This window comes from Nocardioides terrigena, from assembly GCF_003047265.1.
GTDB classification, from domain to species: domain Bacteria; phylum Actinomycetota; class Actinomycetes; order Propionibacteriales; family Nocardioidaceae; genus Nocardioides; species Nocardioides terrigena.
Map to the genome: position 1 here is coordinate 1 of NZ_PZYY01000017.1, position 18,936 is coordinate 18,936.

General features: G+C 72.9%; 19 protein-coding genes. 12 read left to right on the top strand and 7 right to left on the bottom strand.

Annotated elements, in window-relative coordinates; translation table 11 throughout:
- Positions 1-164: 164 nt before the first annotated feature.
- A complete protein-coding gene (locus tag DAE25_RS22315; protein WP_107768526.1) occupies positions 165-1,094 on the bottom strand; it encodes a transglutaminase family protein in 930 nt (309 codons plus the stop codon).
- A complete protein-coding gene (locus tag DAE25_RS22320; protein ID WP_107768503.1) occupies positions 1,094-3,610 on the bottom strand; it encodes a circularly permuted type 2 ATP-grasp protein in 2,517 nt (838 codons plus the stop codon). The genes DAE25_RS22315 and DAE25_RS22320 overlap by 1 nt, the downstream gene beginning before the upstream one ends.
- A 58-nt stretch (positions 3,611-3,668) precedes the next feature.
- On the opposite strand from DAE25_RS22320, the gene DAE25_RS22325 reads away from it, so the two are divergent.
- The gene (locus tag DAE25_RS22325) at positions 3,669-4,541 is read left to right on the top strand and encodes a GNAT family N-acetyltransferase (protein WP_234411206.1); all 873 of its coding nucleotides are present in this window, start codon (positions 3,669-3,671) and stop codon (positions 4,539-4,541) included.
- A 44-nt stretch (positions 4,542-4,585) separates the two neighbouring features.
- Positions 4,586-4,957 (top strand): DoxX family protein, encoded by a 372-nt coding sequence (locus DAE25_RS22330; RefSeq protein ID WP_107768504.1) that lies wholly within the window; start codon positions 4,586-4,588, stop codon positions 4,955-4,957.
- Between the two features lie 3 nt (positions 4,958-4,960).
- Here DAE25_RS22330 and DAE25_RS22335 read toward each other — a convergent pair whose 3' ends face one another.
- A complete protein-coding gene (locus tag DAE25_RS22335; protein WP_107768505.1) occupies positions 4,961-5,962 on the bottom strand; it encodes a hypothetical protein in 1,002 nt (333 codons plus the stop codon).
- A gap of 123 nt (positions 5,963-6,085) precedes the next feature.
- On the opposite strand from DAE25_RS22335, the gene DAE25_RS22340 reads away from it, so the two are divergent.
- Entirely contained in the window at positions 6,086-7,855 is a 1,770-nt protein-coding gene (locus DAE25_RS22340; RefSeq protein ID WP_107768506.1) for a proline--tRNA ligase, read from the top strand.
- Here DAE25_RS22340 and DAE25_RS22345 read toward each other — a convergent pair whose 3' ends face one another.
- The gene (locus tag DAE25_RS22345) at positions 7,856-8,323 is read right to left on the bottom strand and encodes a cytochrome b (RefSeq protein WP_107768507.1); all 468 of its coding nucleotides are present in this window, start codon (positions 8,321-8,323) and stop codon (positions 7,856-7,858) included.
- A gap of 33 nt (positions 8,324-8,356) precedes the next feature.
- Between DAE25_RS22345 and DAE25_RS22350 the strand changes: the two genes are divergently transcribed.
- A complete protein-coding gene (locus DAE25_RS22350) occupies positions 8,357-9,073 on the top strand; it encodes an HAD family hydrolase (protein WP_107768508.1) in 717 nt (238 codons plus the stop codon).
- A gap of 249 nt (positions 9,074-9,322) precedes the next feature.
- Here the strand turns inward: DAE25_RS22350 and DAE25_RS22355 are convergent, their stop codons facing one another.
- Complete coding sequence (locus DAE25_RS22355) at positions 9,323-9,751, bottom strand: ferritin-like domain-containing protein (protein WP_107768509.1); 429 nt, start codon at positions 9,749-9,751, stop codon at positions 9,323-9,325.
- Complete coding sequence (locus DAE25_RS22360) at positions 9,748-10,272, bottom strand: hypothetical protein (RefSeq protein WP_107768510.1); 525 nt, start codon at positions 10,270-10,272, stop codon at positions 9,748-9,750. Before DAE25_RS22360 ends, DAE25_RS22355 begins: the two co-directional genes overlap by 4 nt.
- Positions 10,273-10,362: 90 nt before the next feature.
- Between DAE25_RS22360 and rimP the strand changes: the two genes are divergently transcribed.
- The 8 genes from rimP to DAE25_RS22400 all read left to right on the top strand — a co-directional run bounded on the left by rimP (position 10,363) and on the right by DAE25_RS22400 (position 18,614).
- Complete coding sequence (gene rimP, locus DAE25_RS22365) at positions 10,363-10,854, top strand: ribosome maturation factor RimP (protein WP_107768511.1); 492 nt, start codon at positions 10,363-10,365, stop codon at positions 10,852-10,854.
- Complete coding sequence (gene nusA, locus DAE25_RS22370) at positions 10,854-11,834, top strand: transcription termination factor NusA (protein ID WP_056885578.1); 981 nt, start codon at positions 10,854-10,856, stop codon at positions 11,832-11,834. The genes rimP and nusA overlap by 1 nt, the downstream gene beginning before the upstream one ends.
- A gap of 78 nt (positions 11,835-11,912) precedes the next feature.
- Positions 11,913-12,209, top strand: a complete 297-nt coding sequence (locus tag DAE25_RS22375; RefSeq protein WP_107768528.1) for a YlxR family protein — start codon at positions 11,913-11,915, stop codon at positions 12,207-12,209.
- Positions 12,210-12,376: 167 nt separating this feature from the next.
- Positions 12,377-15,211 (top strand): translation initiation factor IF-2, encoded by a 2,835-nt coding sequence (infB, locus tag DAE25_RS22380; RefSeq protein WP_107768512.1) that lies wholly within the window; start codon positions 12,377-12,379, stop codon positions 15,209-15,211.
- Positions 15,212-15,288: 77 nt separating this feature from the next.
- Positions 15,289-15,774: a 30S ribosome-binding factor RbfA gene (rbfA, locus tag DAE25_RS22385; protein WP_107768513.1), complete on the top strand. Its 486-nt coding sequence runs from the start codon at positions 15,289-15,291 to the stop codon at positions 15,772-15,774.
- On the top strand, positions 15,771-16,640 hold the full coding sequence (truB, locus tag DAE25_RS22390; RefSeq protein WP_107768514.1) for a tRNA pseudouridine(55) synthase TruB: 870 nt from the start codon (positions 15,771-15,773) through the stop codon (positions 16,638-16,640). The genes rbfA and truB overlap by 4 nt, the downstream gene beginning before the upstream one ends.
- Positions 16,641-16,662: 22 nt before the next feature.
- Positions 16,663-17,607 (top strand): bifunctional riboflavin kinase/FAD synthetase, encoded by a 945-nt coding sequence (locus DAE25_RS22395; RefSeq protein WP_107768515.1) that lies wholly within the window; start codon positions 16,663-16,665, stop codon positions 17,605-17,607.
- On the top strand, positions 17,604-18,614 hold the full coding sequence (locus DAE25_RS22400) for a hypothetical protein (protein ID WP_107768516.1): 1,011 nt from the start codon (positions 17,604-17,606) through the stop codon (positions 18,612-18,614). The genes DAE25_RS22395 and DAE25_RS22400 overlap by 4 nt, the downstream gene beginning before the upstream one ends.
- A gap of 73 nt (positions 18,615-18,687) precedes the next feature.
- Here the strand turns inward: DAE25_RS22400 and DAE25_RS22405 are convergent, their stop codons facing one another.
- Complete coding sequence (locus DAE25_RS22405; protein ID WP_056885573.1) at positions 18,688-18,930, bottom strand: HPr family phosphocarrier protein; 243 nt, start codon at positions 18,928-18,930, stop codon at positions 18,688-18,690.
- Positions 18,931-18,936: the final 6 nt, after the last annotated feature.

Consider the following 18,936-nt stretch of genomic DNA (forward strand, 5'->3'; position numbering starts at 1 on the left):
CCAGAACCGTCGATCGAACTCACGTGGATGCTTCGGACGACCCATGACAACAACTCCTCAACATCGAGGTGTTGCATCACTCCCTAGAACCCGCCCGACTGTCAGGGGTCCGATCGTCACGGACTACCCCGAGGCGGGGCTGCCTACCCCGAGGTGGGGCTGCCTCAGCCGAGGGTGTCCGGCGACGGCAGCCGCACCACGTCGACCCCGACGTCCAGGGACGAGCCGCTGGCCTCGGTGAAGACCACGCCCTTGAGCGGGGACACGTCCCGGAAGTCGCGACCCCACGCGGTCACGACGTAGCGCGAGTCGGCGAGGTGGTCGTTGGTCGGGTCCAGGTCGACCCACCCCCCGCCCGGCACCATCACCGACGCCCACGCGTGGGACGCGTCCGAGCCCTCGAGGCGAGGCTGCCCGAGCGGGGGAGCGGTCTCCAGGTAGCCGCTGACGTAGCGCGCCGGTAGACCGACCGCCCGCAGGCAGCCCAGCGCCAGGTGGGTGAAGTCCTGGCAGACGCCCTGCCGCAGGTCGAGCAGCTCCGGGAGGGTGGTCCGCACGTTGGTGACCCCGGAGGCGTAGGTGAAGTCCTCGAAGATCGCGTGGGTCAGCCCGACGACCGCCTGCCCGAGCGGGACCGCGGGGTCGAGGACGCGCAGGGCGTAGTCGCGCACGGCATCGTCGACGGCGACGAGCGGCGACGGCAGGAGGTACGACGCGTGCTCCACCGGGTCGGCGTCCTCGGCCAGTGCGGCGACGGCCTCGCCCACGGTCCACGCGTCCAGCGCGTCGAGATCGACCTCGGGCCAGTCGACGTCCAGCACGCTCGTCTTGGTCACCTCGAGCACCCGGTGCGGGGTCCGCACCTCGACGTACGACGACCGGTTGCCGAAGTGGTCGACGTGCTCGCTGACCAGGTCGGGCTCCGGGGAGACGTGGACCTCGTTGCTGAGCACCCGCTGGGTGGGCGTCAGGCGTGGGCCGAGGAAGCCGCGCTCGTAGCACGCGGTGACGTCGGCACCCTCGTAGGTGTACGTCGTCCGGTGCCGGACCTCGTAGCGGCGGGGGGTGAAGTCGTCGGGTCCCTGGCGGCCCATCAGCGCTGCCCGCCCCACTGGCCGAGCAGCACCCGCGAGGGAGGCTTGCGGCCGAAGTAGCGCGTGCCCAGCTCGCCGGACAGGTCGCGCAGCGCGCGCCCGACGGTGCCCAGCGCGTCCCCGAGCGCGGCCCGGTCGCCCGCGCACAGCTCGTCGAGGTCGAGGGAGTCGAGCAGGGCGGCCAGCGCGTCGCAGCGGTCCACGAGGGTGGCGTCGCCGGCCAGGCGCAGGGCCTCGCCGAGGCGGGCCACCTGGAATGCGACCGACCGCGGGTTGCCGCCGTCGAGCAGCAGCAGCGAGGTGGCCGAGTGCAACGGCCAGGCGGGTCCCTCGCCGGACGTCGTGCGCCGGCGGTGGGTGATGATGCTCTCGCTGGCCTCCAGCACCGCCTCGGTGACCTGCCCGTCGATGACCGGTGGACGCTCCGAGGTGAGCGTCGCCCGCAGCAGGGCCAGGGTGTGCTGGGCCCGCTCGACGCGGATGCCGCCGTCCAGGAAGCCCCACGTCTGGTCGCGGACCATGCTCTCGTGGACGACGCCGGCGACGGCCAGCAGGGACTCGAGCACGTTGTCGAGCTGGGGCCGGAGCGGGGCCCGGGGGGATGGCGGCCGCCCGAGGGTGCGGTCGAGCCTGCTCAGGATGTGCCAGATGTCCTGGGACAGCTGGTCGCGCACGCTCTCGGCGGCCAGCACGAGGCGGTGGCAGGCGTGCGCCACGGTGCCGGTCCGCGTGACGTCGCCCACCATCGAGCGCAGGTGGTCCACCGGCCCCTGGCCCTGGACGGGCTGCACGCCGGTGACGGCAGCCGCGGCCTGCACCATCACCTCCATGGTGGTGGCGCCGGGCGTGCCGGGCCGCTGTGCGTGGTCCGCGGCGAGGTCGTCGGCGACCCGGAGCAGCCGGGCGGTGCCCTCCGCGCGCTCGGCGTACCGGCCCACCCAGTAGAGGTTGTCGGCAACCCGGGGGGCCACCGCCACCCGACGCTGGAGGCGGACCAGCGTGGGCTGCGCCTCGGGGGGCGCACCCCGCCACCCGCCGACCCCGGCGGTGTCGTCCGACAGCACCCAGACGTCCTTGGCGATCGCCCCGCTCATGCTGGAGACGAGCGAGGAGGACGCGTCGGTGTTGACCCGGGCCAGACCGCCGGGCATGACGTGGTGGTGCTCGGAGTCGGTGACGCCGAAGGTGCGCAGCACCAGGCGGCCGGGGGCCAGCCCGCCGGGGGTCACGACGGGGGCCGTCGACATCGGGACCGGCTCCTGGCCGACCCACGCCCACGGACGGGCCTCCACCTCCCGGCGCAGGTCGTCGCGACCGGCCGCGTCGAGCTCCCAGCCGAAGCGGGCCGACAGGACCGGGCCCCGGGCGACCGGCTTGACCACGAGCCGGTCGAGGTTGGCCAGCACGTGCGAGCGGGCCGGCGAGTCGCCGCACCACCACGTCGTCGCGGAGGGGAGGAGCAGGTCCTCCCCGAGGAGCCGGTGGGCCACCTCGGGCAGGAAGGCCACCAGTCCGGCGTTCTCGAGCACGCCCGCGCCGAGCGGGTTGGCCATCCGGACGGAGCCGCGACGGGTCGCCTCGACCAGCCCGGCGATGCCCAGCTGGGAGTCGGACCGCAGCTCGAGCGGGTCGCAGTAGTCCGCGTCGACCCGGCGCAGCACCACGTCGACCTCCTCGCGCCGCGCGCTGCTCCGGATCCACAACCGGCCGCCGCGGACGCTGAGGTCGTCGGCCTCCACGAGCGGGAAGCCCAGCAGGGTGGCCAGGAAGCCCTGGTCGTACGCCGTCTCGGAGCCCGCGCCGGGGGAGAGGAGCACCACCCGCGGCATGTCCACGTCGACCCGGGCCGCGCTGCCCAGCGCGGCCGCCATCGTGTGGAACCAGCCGCGCAGCCGGGCCAGCGAGGCGTCCCGGTGCACCTCGGCGAGCACGCGGCTGGTGACCCGCCGGTTGGCCATCGCGTAGCCGGCACCCGAGGGCGCGGCGGTCTTGTCGGCCATCACCGTCCAGCGTCCGCCGGCGTCGCGGGCGAGGTCGGTGGCCCCGACGACCAGCCGCTGCCCGGCGATCCCGTCGGCCGCCCGCACGAAGTCGGGGTGGCCGAGCACGACCGGGGCCGGGATGACCCGGTCGCGCAGCAGCAGGCGGTCGCCGTACAGGTCGTCGAGGACCAGCTGGAGCAGCTCGGCGCGCTGGTGGAGCCCTCGCTCGAGCGCGGCCCACTCCTCGGTGCCGATGACGACGGGGAGCGGGTCGATCACCCAGCTGCGGCCGCGGTCGACCTCGTCGGTCAGGCCGCCGTAGCGGATGCCGTCGTCCTCGACGAGGCGACGCGACTCCGCGCGGGCGTCGAGCAGCCCGGGGAGGCCGATCGAGCCGACCGCCGAGGTGACGAGGTCCTGCCCTGGTCGCACCCGGTCGTCGTCGTACCACTCGTCGACGCCGCCGAGCCCCTGCACCAGTGCGCGGTACGCCTCGAGCGGCCCCTCCGTCGGGGAGGAGGCGGCGGCGGTCACCCGTGCACCCTAGCGAGACCCCAGCGCGCAGTACCCCATCTGTGGCAGGCTCGCAGCCGTGGTGACCGAGCAGGAGACGGGCAACCGGGCCGGGAGCGCGCAGGTGCGGCTGCTCGGGCCGGACGACCGCGACCAGTTCCTCGCGCTGACCGCGCGCAACCCGGTCGTCAACGTCTTTGCGGACTACCGCGCCCGGATCACCAACCTCGAGCCGCGCTGGCTCGGTGGAGAGGTGTGGGGTCGCTTCGAGGGGTCCACCCTGGTCGCCGGCTGCCACATGGGGGCCAACCTCGTGCCGGTCGAGTGCACGGGCGACGACATGGCCGCCTTCGCCGACCGGGCGCTGACCCGGGTGCGCTCCACCGCAACGATCGTCGGGCCGCACGAGCCGGTCGCCGCCTTCTGGGAGGTCGTGGGGGACCGGTGGGGCACCCCGCGCGAGGCCCGCTGGCGCCAGCCCCACCTCCAGATCGACGACGACCCGGCCGTGCGTCCCGACCCGCACGTCCGGCTCACCACCCGTGACGACCTGCCGGCGCTCTACCCGGCCTGCGTGGCGATGTACACCGAGGAGGTCGGTGTATCGCCCGAGGCCGGCGGCGGCAAGGACTACTACCGCACCCGGGTCCAGCAGCTCATCTCCCGCGGCTGGTCCTTCGCCCGCTTCGACGACCACGGCCGGGTGGTGTTCAAGGCCGAGGTCGCGTGCGCGACGCCGTACGCCGCGCAGGTGCAGGGCGTGTACGTCGACCCCGAACGCCGTGGCGAGGGCCTGGCGGTCGGGGGCATGGCCGCCGTCGTGCAGATGGTCCGCCAGCGGATCGCGCCGGCCGTCTCGCTCTACGTCAACGAGTGGAACTCCCCGGCGCGGGCCGCCTACGCCCGGGTGGGCTTCACGGAGTCCGCACGGTTCTCGACGCTGATGTTCTGAGTCCCGACTCCGCTCGGCGCCGGGGTCCGTCTAGGGTCACCGCCATGACGACCTCGCCGCTGACCCGCGACATCAAGGCCCTGTCCGGCATCTTCGCGATCTCCGGGGCCCTGCACCTGGCCAAGCCCGAGGTCTACGAGCCGATCGTGCCGTCGCTCGTGCCCGCCCACCGCGAGGTCGTGCTGGCCAGCGGCGTGGCCGAGCTGCTGTGCGCCGCGGGCCTGCTGCACCCGCGCACCCGACGGGTCGCCGGCTGGGCGAGCGCCGCGCTGCTCCTCGCCGTCTACCCGGCCAACATCAAGATGGCCAACGACGTGAAGGACAGCCGGAGGACCGGGCTCAAGGCCGCCGCCTTCGCCCGGCTCCCGCTCCAGCTGCCGATGATCCGTACGGCGCTCCGCGCGGCCCGAGGCTGACCGTCAGGGTGCGGAGGGACCCGCGCCCCAGCGCGTCGTACGCAGCACGATCGGCGGCTCGGGGTCGCTGGCGTTCTCGCAGGCGGTGAGCACGCAGCGGACGGTGGCGAACTCCGTGCCGTTGGTGTCGAGCAGCACCGTGTCGGCGTCCTCCCAGCGGATCGACCCGAACCACCGCTCGGCGTCGTAGCGGGCGACCTTGGTCCCACGCACGGTGCGGAGCGTGACCCGGCTCGGGCCGATGCCGTCGCTGAGGATGTGCACGGTGGCGACGCCGGTGCCGTCGGTGTTGACGCTCTCGACCCGCTCGGAGCACGACCTCCACAGCGTCCGGGCCGGGCGCGAGAGGCGGCTCAGCACCGTGCAGCCGTCGAGGTAGGGGTCGTCGGTGTAGGTCGCCAGCAGGTCGTGCTCCAGGTCGGCATGGCCCGCCGGCCGGCTGGTCACCGTGGTGGTCCGCCCGCTGCGGATGTCCCACCAGAAGACGCCGCGCTCCCAGGTCGTGAGGAGCACCCGCCGGCCCTGCATGCCCAGCACGCTCGGGTAGTCCCGGAAGCCGCGCTCCCGGAGGAGCGTCCCGCTGCGGGCGGAGTGGATGCTCACCGGGGAGCTCCGGCGGTTGCCGTTGCGCAGCCGCACCAGCCTCTTGCCGTCCTCGGAGACGGTGATGCTCCACGGGCTGGACCGCAGCAGCGGCTTGACCGTGTCGTCGGGGCGGAGCCGGACGACACGGTAGGGCCGGAGGCCGTCCTCGCCCGACGTGCCGATGATGAAGGCCCGACCGGAGCGGCCGAGCAGGGTGGCGCGCTCGGCGTCGATCTCCACCCGGCGGTCCCCGTCGACGAAGGTCGTGCCGTCCATGTGCGGGATCGCGATGTCCGCGCCCCGGGGCAGGTCCGCGGGGTCCAGCTCGGTGGGGGCGGCAACGGCGGGCGTGGCGGCCAGCAGGGCGCCCGCCGTACCGACGGCGAGGGTGAGGGTGAGAGCTCGGAGCCTGCGCGTCATGGTCTCTCCCGGTGACTGGGTGGTGCCTGGGTGGACGTCTCGACAGGGAGACGCGGCGCGACGGTCGCCGGTTGCAGCAATCTGGTTCGCGGTGCCCGGCAGGCCGCCAGTAGCCTTCGCCCCATGATCCTCCGCATGTCGAGCCTGTTCGTCCGCACTCTCCGAGACGACCCCAACGACGCGGAGGTCCCGAGTCACCGGCTGCTGGTCCGCGCGGGCTACATCCGGCGCGCCGCCCCCGGCATCTACACGTGGCTGCCGCTGGGCCTGCGGGTGCTGCGCCGCATCGAGAACATCATCCGCGACGAGATGGACGCCATCGGCGCCCAGGAGCTGTTGTTCCCCGCGCTGCTGCCCAAGGAGCCCTACGAGGCGAGCGGCCGCTGGACCGACTACGGCGACAGCATCTTCCGCCTCCAGGACCGCAAGGGCGCCGACTACCTGCTCGGTCCCACGCACGAGGAGATGTTCACCCTCGTCGTCAAGGACCTCTACGGCTCCTACAAGGACCTGCCGCTCTCGATCTACCAGATCCAGACCAAGTACCGCGACGAGGCGCGTCCCCGCGCCGGCCTCCTGCGCGGTCGCGAGTTCGTCATGAAGGACTCCTACTCCTTCGACGTCGACGACGCCGGCCTCGAGGCGTCGTACCAGAAGCACCGCGAGGCCTACGTCCGGATCTTCGACCGCCTCGGCTTCGAGTACGTCATCGTCAAGGCGACCTCGGGTGCGATGGGCGGCTCGGCCAGCGAGGAGTTCCTCGCCAAGGCCTCGGTGGGTGAGGACACCTACGTCCGCTGCACGCACTGCGACTACGCCGCCAACGTCGAGGCCGTCGCCGTCCGGCCCCCGGACGCCGTGTCGTACGACGACGCGCCCGCCGCGCACGCGGAAGAGACCCCCGACACCCCCACCATCGACACGCTCGTCGACCACCTCAACGCGGCGTACCCCCGCGACGACCGCCCCTGGGCGGCCGGCGACACCCTCAAGAACGTGCTCGTCGTCCTCAAGCACCCCGACGGCACGCGCGAGCCGCTCGCCATCGGCGTGCCCGGCGACCGTGAGGTCGACCAGAAGCGCCTCGAGGGCCAGCTCGAGCCCATCGAGGTCGAGGCGATGGACGAGGCCGAGCTCGCCCGGCACCCCGCGCTGGTCAAGGGCTACATCGGTCCGGAGGCGCTGGGCGAGGAGTCCGCGTCCGGCATCCGCTTCCTCGTCGACCCCCGCGTCGTCGAGGGCACCCGCTGGGTCACCGGCGCCAACACGCCCGGCTCGCACGTCCTCGACCTGGTCGTCGGCCGGGACTTCACCCCCGACGGCACCATCGAGGCCGCCGACGTGCGCGACGGCGACGCCTGCCCCAACTGCACCGAGGGCACGTTGGAGTCGGCGCGCGGGGTCGAGATGGGCCACATCTTCCAGCTCGGCCGCAAGTACGCCGAGGCGCTCGACCTCAAGGTGCTGGACGAGAACGGCAAGCTGGTCACCGTCACCATGGGCTCCTACGGCATCGGTCCGTCGCGCGCCGTGGCAGCGATCGCCGAGGGCACCCTCGACGACAGCGGGCTCTGCTGGCCGCGCGACGTCTCGCCCGCCGACGTCCACGTCGTGGCCGCCGGCAAGGACCCGGCGATCTTCGCGGCCGCCGAGGAGCTCGCGGCCGCGCTGTCCGCGCAGGGCATCACCGTCCTGTACGACGACCGCGCCGGCAAGGTGAGCCCGGGAGTGAAGTTCAAGGACGCCGAGCTCATCGGGGTGCCCACCATCGTCACCGTCGGTCGGGGCCTGGCCGACGGCGTGGTCGAGGTGCGCGACCGGGCGAGCGACGACCGCCAGGACGTGCCGGTGGCGGAGGCCGCGGCGCACGTCGCCGCGGTCGTCCGCGGCTGATCAGAGCATCCGGCGGAGCAGCCGGTCGCGGTCCAGGAGCTGGTGCTTGAGCACCAGCCCCACGTGGGCGGCCAGGGCGGCGAAGAACGTGAGGTGGCTCGCGACGTGCAGCACCAGCAGGTCGTCGTCGACCACGAGCAACGACAGGCCCGACAGCGGGATCACGAACAGCAGGGCGAGGAGCAGGCGCTCGTTCCAGTGCGTGAACGTCCGTTCGGCCGGTGACAGCGTCTCCGCCCAGGGCGGGAGCGCGTGGGTGCGCCGCCACGCGACCCGCGCGACCGCGAGCGCCAGGACGGTCGCTCCCAGCGCGACGTGCAGGGGGAGCAGGTCGTCGTCTCCCAGCACCATGACGTAGCCGACGGTGAACTGACCGACGAGCGCCACGACCGTGCCCCAGTGCAACGACTTCGCCACCGGGCCGTACCCCTGCCCGTCGACCTGTCGTGGTGCCTCCGGGACGCTCATGGGAGGACCGTAGCCCCGGTAGGTTCTCCGGTCATGCCCTCTTCCACCGACCTGCAGGCCGTCATCTTCGACTGGGGCGGCACCCTGACGCGCTGGCACGACGTGGACTTCCACGCCGAGTCGCTCGCGCTCGCGCAGGCGGTCGTCAACGCCGAGCACCACTCCGCCGCAGAGATCACGGCCCGGCTCCACGCGGCGGGCGACGTCGTGTGGGGGAGGAGCCGCGACCACCAGCAGAGCGCCACCATCGCCGACCTCTTCACCGAGGCGGGGCTCGAGCACGACCCGGAGCTGCTGGACGCCTACTACGCGTTCTGGGAGCCGCACACCGCGACCGACCCCGAGTGCCGCCCGATGTTCGAGGAGCTGCGCGCGATGGGCCTGCGCGTCGGCGTGCTCTCCAACACGATCTGGCCGCGGGAGTGGCACGTGGGCTTCTTCGAGCGCGACGGGGTCTACGACCTCGTCGACGGCGACGTCTACACGAGCGAGATCCCGTGGACCAAGCCCTCCCCGCGCGCCTTCGCCGCCGCGATGGAGGCGGTCGGGGTCGACGACCCCGCGGCGTGCGTCTACGTCGGTGACCGGCTCTTCGACGACATCTGGGGCGCCCGCCAGGCCGGGCTCGGCGCGATCCACGTGCCGCTCAGCACCATCCCGGCCGGGCAGGTCGGGCACACCGAGGGAGAGCCGCACGCCGTGGTGCACGCCCTGTCGCAGGTGCCAGAGGCCGTACGCCGGCTGGGCTGAGCGGGCGTACTTTTGCAGGTTTACGCATCGCAGGAAGATGCAACCCGAAGAAGGTAGGCGCGGCCCCCACGGTGCTGCATAGTTCTGCATGTGCCGCCACCCCACATGGCGAGTCACACGGGTGATGCTGACCAACCCCCTGGTCCGCGTCCTCACCGGCTGGGGGAGATCTCGGGACTTCCCCACTCGGTGAGGGCGCGGACCATTCCCGTTTCCGGGGTGTCTCCACCGGATCCGCGTCGCTGCGGATCAGCCGAGCTCGGGTGCCCCGGGGAACGCCTCGGGCCGACCGCCGAGCCGCAGCTGCAGCACCGCCGCCTCGGTGAGCGCGGTGGCACCCCAGCGGCGCTGTCGGCCGGACGTCTGCGCGACCAGCGCGGCGTACGTCTCTGCGCAGGCCTGCTCGGTGCCCAGCGCCTCGCGGGCCACGCGCGCCGGACCGCGCAGGCCGGCGGGCTCGTCGTACGCCGCACCCGCGGCCACCGGCTCGCCGCCCAGGTCGGCGACCATGAGGCGCAGCTGGTCGCGTCGCGCGCGGTGCACGCGGTAGCCGTCCTGCAGGGCCTCGAAGAGCGCCGGGTCGGCCGACTGCGAGGTGCGCCCGCCGTAGAGGCCGTAGAGGTGGAGGGCGGCGTGCTCGGCCGACAGGGTGGCCTGCAGCGCGTCGAGGGCGGTCATGCGGCGGCCCCGTCGCCGCCCAGCACAACGAGGTGCTGGGTGAGGGAGGCGGCCATGCTGGCCAGCGCGCGGGCGAAGTCGCCGCTCTGGGCGGCCCCGGTCGACTCCCGCAGGGTCGCCACGAGGCGGGTCTCGGAGCGGCGTACGCCGTCGAGGGCGAGCCTCGGCCGACCGGGCACGGTCGGGATCACGGCGGCGTCCTGCTCGACCTCGGCGGCCCCGTCGAGGACGGCGCGGTGCGCGGCGTGCACCGCGAGCAGCGGCTCCAGCCCGGTGGCGAGTCCCGGGTGCCTCTCCGTCGTCGCGGCGACCAGTGCGGTGGTGGCGTCGAGCTCGTCCAGGACCGTGCCGAGCAGCACGACGTCGGCGTCCGGCTCCGGCTCGACCGGGGCGCCGTCGGCCGGGTCCGGGGCGGGCGGGTCGAGGGTGCACCCGGCCAGCAACCCGGAGCCTGCGAGCGTCCCTGCCAGCGTGACGCCGACCGCCGTACGGCGGGAGACGGGGCGGGCGGTCGCTGGCACGCCGGGAACCCTATCCGCCGCTGGTGGAACGTCCCGGTACAGCCGCTATCGTGGCCCCGAAGGACAACAGCACAAGGAGGTCGCACACTCGTGAGCAGCGCCAAGCAGGACGCCACCCGGGACCGGATCGAGGAGACCCTCACCGGACCCCTGGCCGACCGGGGCCTCGACGTGGAGGCGGTGGAGGTGACACCGGCCGGCAAGCGACGCGTGCTGCGGGTCGCCGTCGACAAGGACGGTGGGGTGACCCTCGACGACGTCGCCGACGCGACGCGCGCGATCTCCGAGGTGCTCGACGAGTCCGACGTGATGGGCGAGATGCCGTACACCCTCGAGGTGACCTCGCGCGGCGTCGACCGGCCGCTGACCCTGCCGCGCCACTGGCGCCGCAACGCCGACCGCCTGGTGAAGGTCACCCTCGTCGAGGGTGAGACGCTGACCGGCCGCATCACCACCTGCGACGAGACCGCGGCGACGCTCGACGTCGACGGCACCCACCGCGAGGTGCCCTACGCCGACGTCTCCAAGGCGCTCGTGCAGATCGAGTTCAACCGCAAGAGCGACAAGAGCGAGGACGCCTGATGGACATCGACCTGAGCATCCTGAGGATGCTGGAACGCGAGAAGGAGATCTCCTTCGACGTGCTCGTCGAGGCGATCGAGCAGGCACTGCTCACCGCGTACCACAAGACCCCCGGCGCGCAGGAGACCGCGCGCGTCACGCTCGACCGCAAGACGGGCCACGTCAACGTGCTCGTCCGCGAGGTCGACGAGGAGGGCAACGCCTCCGAGGAGTACGACGACACGCCTGCCGGCTTCGGCCGGATCGCCGCCACGACGGCGAAGCAGATCATGCTCCAGCGGCTGCGCGACGCCGAGGACGACATCCGCTTCGGCGAGTTCTCCGGCAAGGAGGGCGACATCATCTCGGGCATCATCCAGCAGGGTCGCAACCCCGACGACGTGATGGTCGACCTGGGCAAGCTCGAGGCGCTGCTGCCGACGGGGGAGCGGGTGCCGGGCGAGGAGTACAAGCACGGCGAGCGCATCAAGACCCTCGTCGTCTCCGTGCGCAAGGGCATGCGCGGGCCGCAGATCACGCTGTCGCGCAGCCACCCCAACCTCGTCAAGAAGCTCTTCGCGCTCGAGGTCCCCGAGATCGCGGACGGCACCGTCAAGATCGCGGCCATCGCCCGCGAGGCCGGCCACCGGACCAAGATCGCCGTCTACTCCGACGTCCCCGGAGTCAACGCCAAGGGCGCCTGCATCGGCCCGATGGGCCAGCGGGCCCGCAACGTCACGGCCGAGCTGCACGGGGAGAAGGTCGACATCGTCGACTTCTCGGAGGACCCCGCCGAGTTCGTCGCGCAGGCCCTGTCGCCGGCGCGCGTCAGCTCGGTGGAGATCGTCGACGCGGCTGCCCGCTCGTGCCGCGTGGTCGTCCCCGACTACCAGCTGTCGCTCGCCATCGGCAAGGAGGGCCAGAACGCCCGCCTCGCCGCACGCCTGACCGGCTGGCGCATCGACATCCGCTCCGACGAGGCGCCGACCCCCGAGGCCTGACCGGCCCGTACGGGTGGGCGGCCCCGTGGGGCCATTCGGGATTCTGTGGCGGAGGCGATAGAGTTCTGGGTGGTGACCATGACCGAGAGCTCGCACGTGCCCATCCGCACGTGCATCGGCTGTCGGGAGCGGGCCACCAGGAGCGAGTTGTTGCGTGTCGTCATCGGCTCGGACGCGAGCGGCCAGTCGGTCGTCAGCCCCGATCCACGCGGCACGGCTCCGGGCCGAGGGGCGCACCTGCACCCCACGACCGGTTGCTACGACCTCGCGGTACGCCGGCGGGCGTTCTCCCGGGCCCTCAGGGCAGGGGAGGCACTCTCCAGCACGCCCGTGGCAGAGCACCTGACGGCCCAGCAGCACCTCGCACAGCACTGACGCACGACCGACCGAGCAGCACCGACCAGATCAGTACCGATCAGAGACTGGAGCAGCAGCTCATGAGCACTCGATGAGTACTTCCCGATGAGTTTGCACACCCGCTAACGGTCCGAACCACCCCGCCGCACTCCTGCGACGACGGGTCTCGGGCCAGAAGGAGAATTGTGGCCAAGACCCGAGTCCACGAACTCGCCAAGGAGTTCGGCGTCGAGAGCAAGTTCGTTCTCGAGAAGCTCAAGGAGATGGGTGAGTTCGTCAAGTCGGCTTCGTCGACTGTCGAGCCCCCCGTCGAGATGCGGTTCAAGAAGCAGTACGGCGACGAGCTGAAGTCCGCCGCCGCGTCCGCCCCGGCCGCCGAGCCCGAGGCCAAGCCGGCCCCCAAGGCGCCGGCCCCGAAGGCTGCCGAGGCGTCCGCCCCGGCCGCTGCGCCCGCCGCTGCTGCTGCCGCCCCTGCTGAGACCCCGGCCGCGCCGGTGTCCAGCCCCGGCCCCCGACCGGGCCCCAAGCCCGGCCCCAAGCCGGCCCCCGCCGCCGAGCCCGAGGCGCCCGCCGCCGAGGCCCCGGCGCCCGTCGAGGCTCCGGCCGCCGAGGCGTCCGCCTCGGCTGCTGCGCCCAAGCCCGCGACGCCGGCTCCCCGGCCCTCGGCACGTCCCGGCGCCCCGCGTCCGGGCAACAACCCGTTCGCGTCCAGCCAGGGCATGGGCCGCCGTCCGGCGCCCGCGCCCGGTGGCGACGCGGCCCCGGCCGAGCAGCAGCGTCCGCCGCGGCCCCCGGCCGCGCGTGACGGTGGCGCTCCCGGCCGTCCCGGCATGCCGCGCCCCAACCCGGCGATGATGCCCAAGTCCCCGGCCGCCTTCGGCTCGGGCCCCGGCGGTCGCCCCGGCCCCGGTGGTCCCGGTGGCCGCGGTGGCGCGCCGGGTCGTCCCGGTGCTCCCGCCCGTGGCGGTGCGCCCGGTCGCGGTGGTGCCGGTGCCGGTGCTCCCGGTCGCGGTGGCCCCGGCGGCGCTCCCGGCGGCTTCGGCCCCAGCGGTGGCGGTCGTCCCGGTGGCGGTCGTCCCGGCCAGCGTGGCCAGACCCAGGGTGCCTTCGGTCGCCCCGGTGGCCCGTCGCGTCGAGGTCGCAAGAGCAAGCGCGCCCGTCGCCAGGAGTTCGAGGCCATGGACGCCCCGACCCTGGGTGGCGTGCGCGTCCGCAAGGGCAACGGCGAGACCGTCCGGCTGCCCCGCGGCGCCTCGCTGACCGACTTCGCCGAGCGCATCAACGTCGACGCGGCCGCGCTCGTGCAGATGCTGTTCTCGCTCGGCGAGATGGTGACCGCCACGCAGTCGGTGGGCGACGAGACGTTCGAGCTGCTCGGTGACGAGCTCAACTACGTCGTGCAGGTCGTCTCCCCCGAGGACGAGGACCGCGAGCTGCTCGAGACGTTCGACCTCGAGTTCGGCGCCGACGAGGGCGACGAGGCCGACCTGGTCATCCGTCCGCCCGTCGTGACCGTCATGGGTCACGTCGACCACGGTAAGACCAAGCTCCTCGACGCGCTGCGCAACGCCAACGTCGTCGACAAGGAGGCCGGTGGCATCACCCAGCACATCGGTGCCTACCAGGTCCACACCGAGGTCGACGGCAACGACCGTCGCATCACCCTCATCGACACCCCCGGTCACGAGGCGTTCACCGCCATGCGTGCCCGTGGTGCCCAGGCGACCGACATCGCGATCCTCGTGGTCGCGGCCGACGACGGCGTCATGCCGCAGACGGTGGAGGCGCTCAACCACGCCAAGGCGGCCGGCGTACCGGTCGTGGTCGCGGTCAACAAGATCGACAAGCCCGACTCCGACCCGACCAAGGTCCGTGGCCAGCTCACCGAGTACGGCCTGATCCCCGAGGAGTACGGCGGCGACGCGATGTTCGTCGACGTCTCGGCCAAGGCCGGGCTCAACCTCGACAAGCTGCTCGAGGCCGTCGTGCTCACCGCCGACGCGTCCCTCGACCTGCGGGCCAATCCCGGGCAGGACGCCCAGGGCCTCGTGGTCGAGGCGCACCTCGACCGTGGCCGCGGTCCCGTCGCCACCGTGCTGGTCCAGCGCGGCACGCTGCGGGTCGGCGACTCGATCGTCGCCGGTCCGGCGCACGGTCGTGTGCGGGCCATGCTCGACGAGCACGGCAACGAGATCGTCGAGGCAGACCCGTCGCGTCCCGCGATGGTGCTCGGCCTCAGCGCGGTCCCGGGTGCGGGCCAGAACTTCATCGTGGTCGAGGACGACCGCATGGCCCGCCAGATCGCCGAGAAGCGCGAGGCGCGCGAGCGGGCGGCCATGCAGGCCAAGCGTCGCGTGCGCCGCAGCCTCGAGGACTTCATGGCCTCCATGGAGAAGGGCGAGAGCCAGGAGCTCAACCTCATCCTCAAGGGCGACGTGTCCGGCTCGGTCGAGGCGCTCGAGGACGCGCTGGCCAAGATCGACGTCGGCGACGAGGTCGGCATCCGGGTCATCGACCGCGGTGTCGGTGCCATCACCGAGACCAACGTCGACCTGGCGGCCGCCTCCGACGCGATCATCATCGGCTTCAACGTCCGCCCGCAGGGCAAGGCGACCGAGATGGCCGACCGCGAGGGCGTCGAGATCCGCTACTACTCGGTGATCTACCAGGCCATCGAGGAGATCGAGGCGGCGCTCAAGGGCATGCTCAAGCCCGAGTACGAGGAGTCGGCCCTCGGCCAGGCGGAGATCCGCGAGATCTTCCGCTCGTCCAAGGCCGGCAACATCGCGGGCTGCATGGTCACCTCGGGTGTCATCCGCCGCAACGCCAAGGTGCGCATCCTCCGGGACAGCGCCGTGGTGGCGGACAACCTCGACCTGGCCTCGCTGCGCCGCGAGAAGGACGACGCGTCCGAGGTCCGCGAGGGCTTCGAGTGTGGTCTGGTGCTGAAGAACTACCAGAACATCCAGATCGGCGACATCGTCGAGTCCTTCGAGATGCGCGAGATCCCGCGCAGCTGACCGCACCCGGCTGACCGGGCACGTCCGTCCTCCACCGAGGGCGGGCGTGCCCGGTCGCTGTTTGAGAGAGTGGAACCATGAGCAACCCCCGCGTCCGCAAGATCGCCGACCGCATCAAGGTCATCGTCGCCGAGATGCTCGAGCGCCGTATCAAGGACCCGCGCCTCGGCTTCGTGACCATCACCGACGTCCGCGTCACCGGTGACAGCCAGCAGGCCTCCATCTTCTACACGGTGCTCGGCGCCGAGGAGGAGCGCGAGAGCTCGGCCGCCGCCCTCGAGTCGGCCAAGGGCGTGATCCGCTCCGAGGTCGCCAAGCAGCTCGGCATGCGCATCGTGCCGACGCTCACCTTCATCCCCGACGCCCTCCCCGAGAGCGCACGCGCCCTCGACGAGGTGCTGGCCCGGGCCAAGGCCCTCGACGAGGAGGTCGCGGCACGCCGTGGCTCGGCGTACGCCGGCGAGGAGGACCCGTACAAGAAGCCGCGCGAGGAGGGCGACCTCGACGACGACGCCGAGGACGTCTGGTCCGACGACGGCGCCGCCGGCGGCAGGGACGCGTGACCTCACCCGTCGCGGACGGGCTCGTGGTCGTCGACAAGCCCGGCGGGATGACGTCCCACGACGTCGTCGCCCGGGTGCGTCGCGCCCTGGGCACCCGCAAGGTCGGCCACGCCGGCACGCTGGACCCGATGGCGACCGGCGTGCTCGTGCTCGGCGTCAACCGCGCCACCCGGCTGCTCGGGCACCTGATGCTCACCGAGAAGGCGTACGACGCGACGATCCGCCTCGGCGCCTCGACGACCACCGACGACGCCGAGGGCGAGGTGGTGGCCACTGCCTCGACCGACCACCTCACGGAGGCGGTCATCCGCGAGGCGCTCGCCGTGTTCGTCGGCGAGATCGACCAGAAGCCCACCGCGGTGTCCGCGATCAAGGTGGACGGCAAGCGCGCCTACCAGCGCGTGCGGGACGGCGAGGACGTCGACCTGCCCGCCCGCCGGGTCACGATCCACGCGCTCGAGGTGACCGGGGTCCGGGGGAGCGACGTCGACATCTCGGTGCGCTGCTCCAGCGGCACCTACATCCGGGCCATCGCCCGCGACCTCGGCGCCGCGCTCGGGGTGGGAGGGCACCTGGTCGCGCTGCGGCGTACGGCCGTCGGCGCCTTCGACCTCTCCCGGGCCCGCAGCCTCGAGGACCTCGCCGACGCCCCGTCGGTGCTGCCCATCGCGGACGCCGCCCGGGCGACCTTCCCCGCCGTCGACCTGGACGAGGCGACGTCCGCCGCGGTGCGCGTGGGACGGCCCCTCGACCTGGTGCTGCCCGGCGCCGGCGAGCACGCGCTGTTCGCGCCGGACGGCACCTTCCTGGCGCTCTACGAGCCCACCGCGGACGGAGCCCGGCCCGTCGCCGTCTTCGTCGGCTGAGCGGCGTCGTAGGCTTCCGCCCGTGCAGATCTGGCGTGCCTTCGACGACGTGCCGGCCGACCTCGGCCGCACGGTCGTCACGATCGGCAACTTCGACGGCGTGCACCTCGGCCACCGCCACGTGCTGGCGCAGGCCCGCGCGACGGCCGCCGACCTCGGGGTCGACACCGTCGTCGTGGTGACGTTCGACCCCCACCCGATGGCGGTGCTGCGCCCCGAGCACGCACCGCCCATCCTCACCTCGGTGGAGACCCGGGCGCGCCTCGTGGAGGAGGCCGGTATCCACGCGGTGCTGGTCGTCCCGTTCGACCGCGACATCGCCGGCTGGACCCCCGTGGAGTTCATCGACCGGGTCCTGGTCGGCACGCTGCACGCCCGTGCCGTCGTCGTCGGCGCCAACTTCCGCTTCGGCAACCGGGCCGCGGGTGACGTCGCGCTGCTGCGCGAGGTCGGCGCGGACCGTGGCTTCGTCGTGGAGGGGATCGCCCTCGACGGAGGCCCCCAGGTGTGGAGCTCGACGTACGTCCGCCAGTGCCTCGCCACCGGTGACGTCGCCGGGGCCGCCGAGGCCCTCGGCCGGTCCTTCTCCGTGCGGGGCGTCGTCGTCCGGGGCGACCAGCGCGGCCGTGAGCTGGGCTACCCGACCGCCAACGTCCCCACCCCGGTCGACGGTGCCGCCCCGGCCGACGGGGTGTACGCCGGCTGGCTCACCCGCCGCGACACCGGTGAGCGCTTCCCCGCCGCGATCAGCGTCGGCACCAACCCGACCTTCGACGGTGAGCGCGAGCGCCGCGTCGAGTCCTACGTGCTCGACCGCGACGACCTCGAGCTGTACGGCGTGGAGGTGGAGGTGGAGTTCGTCGACCGGCTGCGCGGGATGGTGAAGTTCGAGGGCGTCGAGGCGCTCATCGAGACGATGCACGACGACGTACGCCGCGCGCGGGAGATCCTGGGACAGTCGGCGTGACCCAACGCCGCAGCACGGGCGACCCGGTGGCCGACACCGAGGCGTGGTTCCTGGCGCACGGGCTCTCCTACTTCGTGCCCTCCGAGCGGGCGGCCGCGCGCGAGGCGCTGACGCGCCGCCGGCTACTCCCCGCGCTGGCGGTGGTGGTCCTCGTGGGCGCGGCCCTGGCGGGCCTGCTCGGCTGGTTGTCGAGCCAGGCGGCCGCGGCCCCCGCGGTGCTGCTCACCGTCCTCGGCGTCGGCATCGTGGCCTACGCGCTGACCGCCCTGCACGCGCGCCCCATCGTGGGCTGGGCCCTCAAGAGGACGCTGTCCAGCCTCGGCTCGGTGGTGTCGACCGCGTCGCGCGCCCTCCCGCTGCTGCTGGTCTTCATCGCCTTCCTCTTCATCAACGCCGAGGCGTGGCAGATGACGGCCAGCCTCGACTTCGGGACGCTCTGGCTCGCCGCTCTGCTCCTGCTCGGCCTCGGCACGGTGTTCCTGCTGGTCCGGTTGCCCGAGGAGGTCGACCAGGCCGACGACGCGGTCGACGACGCCTTCCTGCTCCGCGCGTGCCGGGGGACGCCGCTCGAGGGGGTGTGCCGCGAGATGGTCGAGGACCCGGACGCCGATCCCGCCGCCCATGCGGACGTCACCGGCTACGACCGGTGGAACCTGATCGTCGTGCTGCTGGTGATCCAGGCGGTGCAGGTGCTCGTCCTGGTCGCCGCAGTCTTCGGCTTCCTGCTGGTCTTCGGGTCCCTCATCATCGACGAGACCGTCCAGGAGTCCTGGACCGGTGAGCCCACGACGCACATCCCGTTCCTGACGAACGTCTCGGCCGAGCTGGTGAAGGTGTCGCTCTTCCTCGCGTCGTTCTCCGGGCTCTACTTCACCGTCTCCGCGATCACCGACGAGACCTACCGCGGCCAGTTCTTCGCCGCGGTGATGGTGCACCTCGAGAAGGCGGTCGGGGTGCGCGCCGTCTACCTCGCGCTGCGCGAGCGCGAGGGACACCGGACTCCCTGACCCCGCGTCGTACGACAACGGGCCGGCGCCCCCGTGGGGACACCGGCCCGTTGGTCGGGTCACGCGCCTGTGCTCAGGCGTCGAGGTCCTGCTCGACGAGCGCGGCGATCGCGTCGAGCGCCGACTGGTCGTCGCTCTCCACCTCGACCGTGTCGCCGTTGCCGGCACCGAGGGTCATGATCATCAGCGACGAGCTGGCGTCGACCCCGTTGATGGTGACCGAGGCGTCCAGGCCCTCGGCGGCCTCGGCGATGATCGCGGCGGGGCGGGCGTGCAGGCCGACGGCCGAGCCGACGACGACGGACTTGCTGGGCATGGGTGC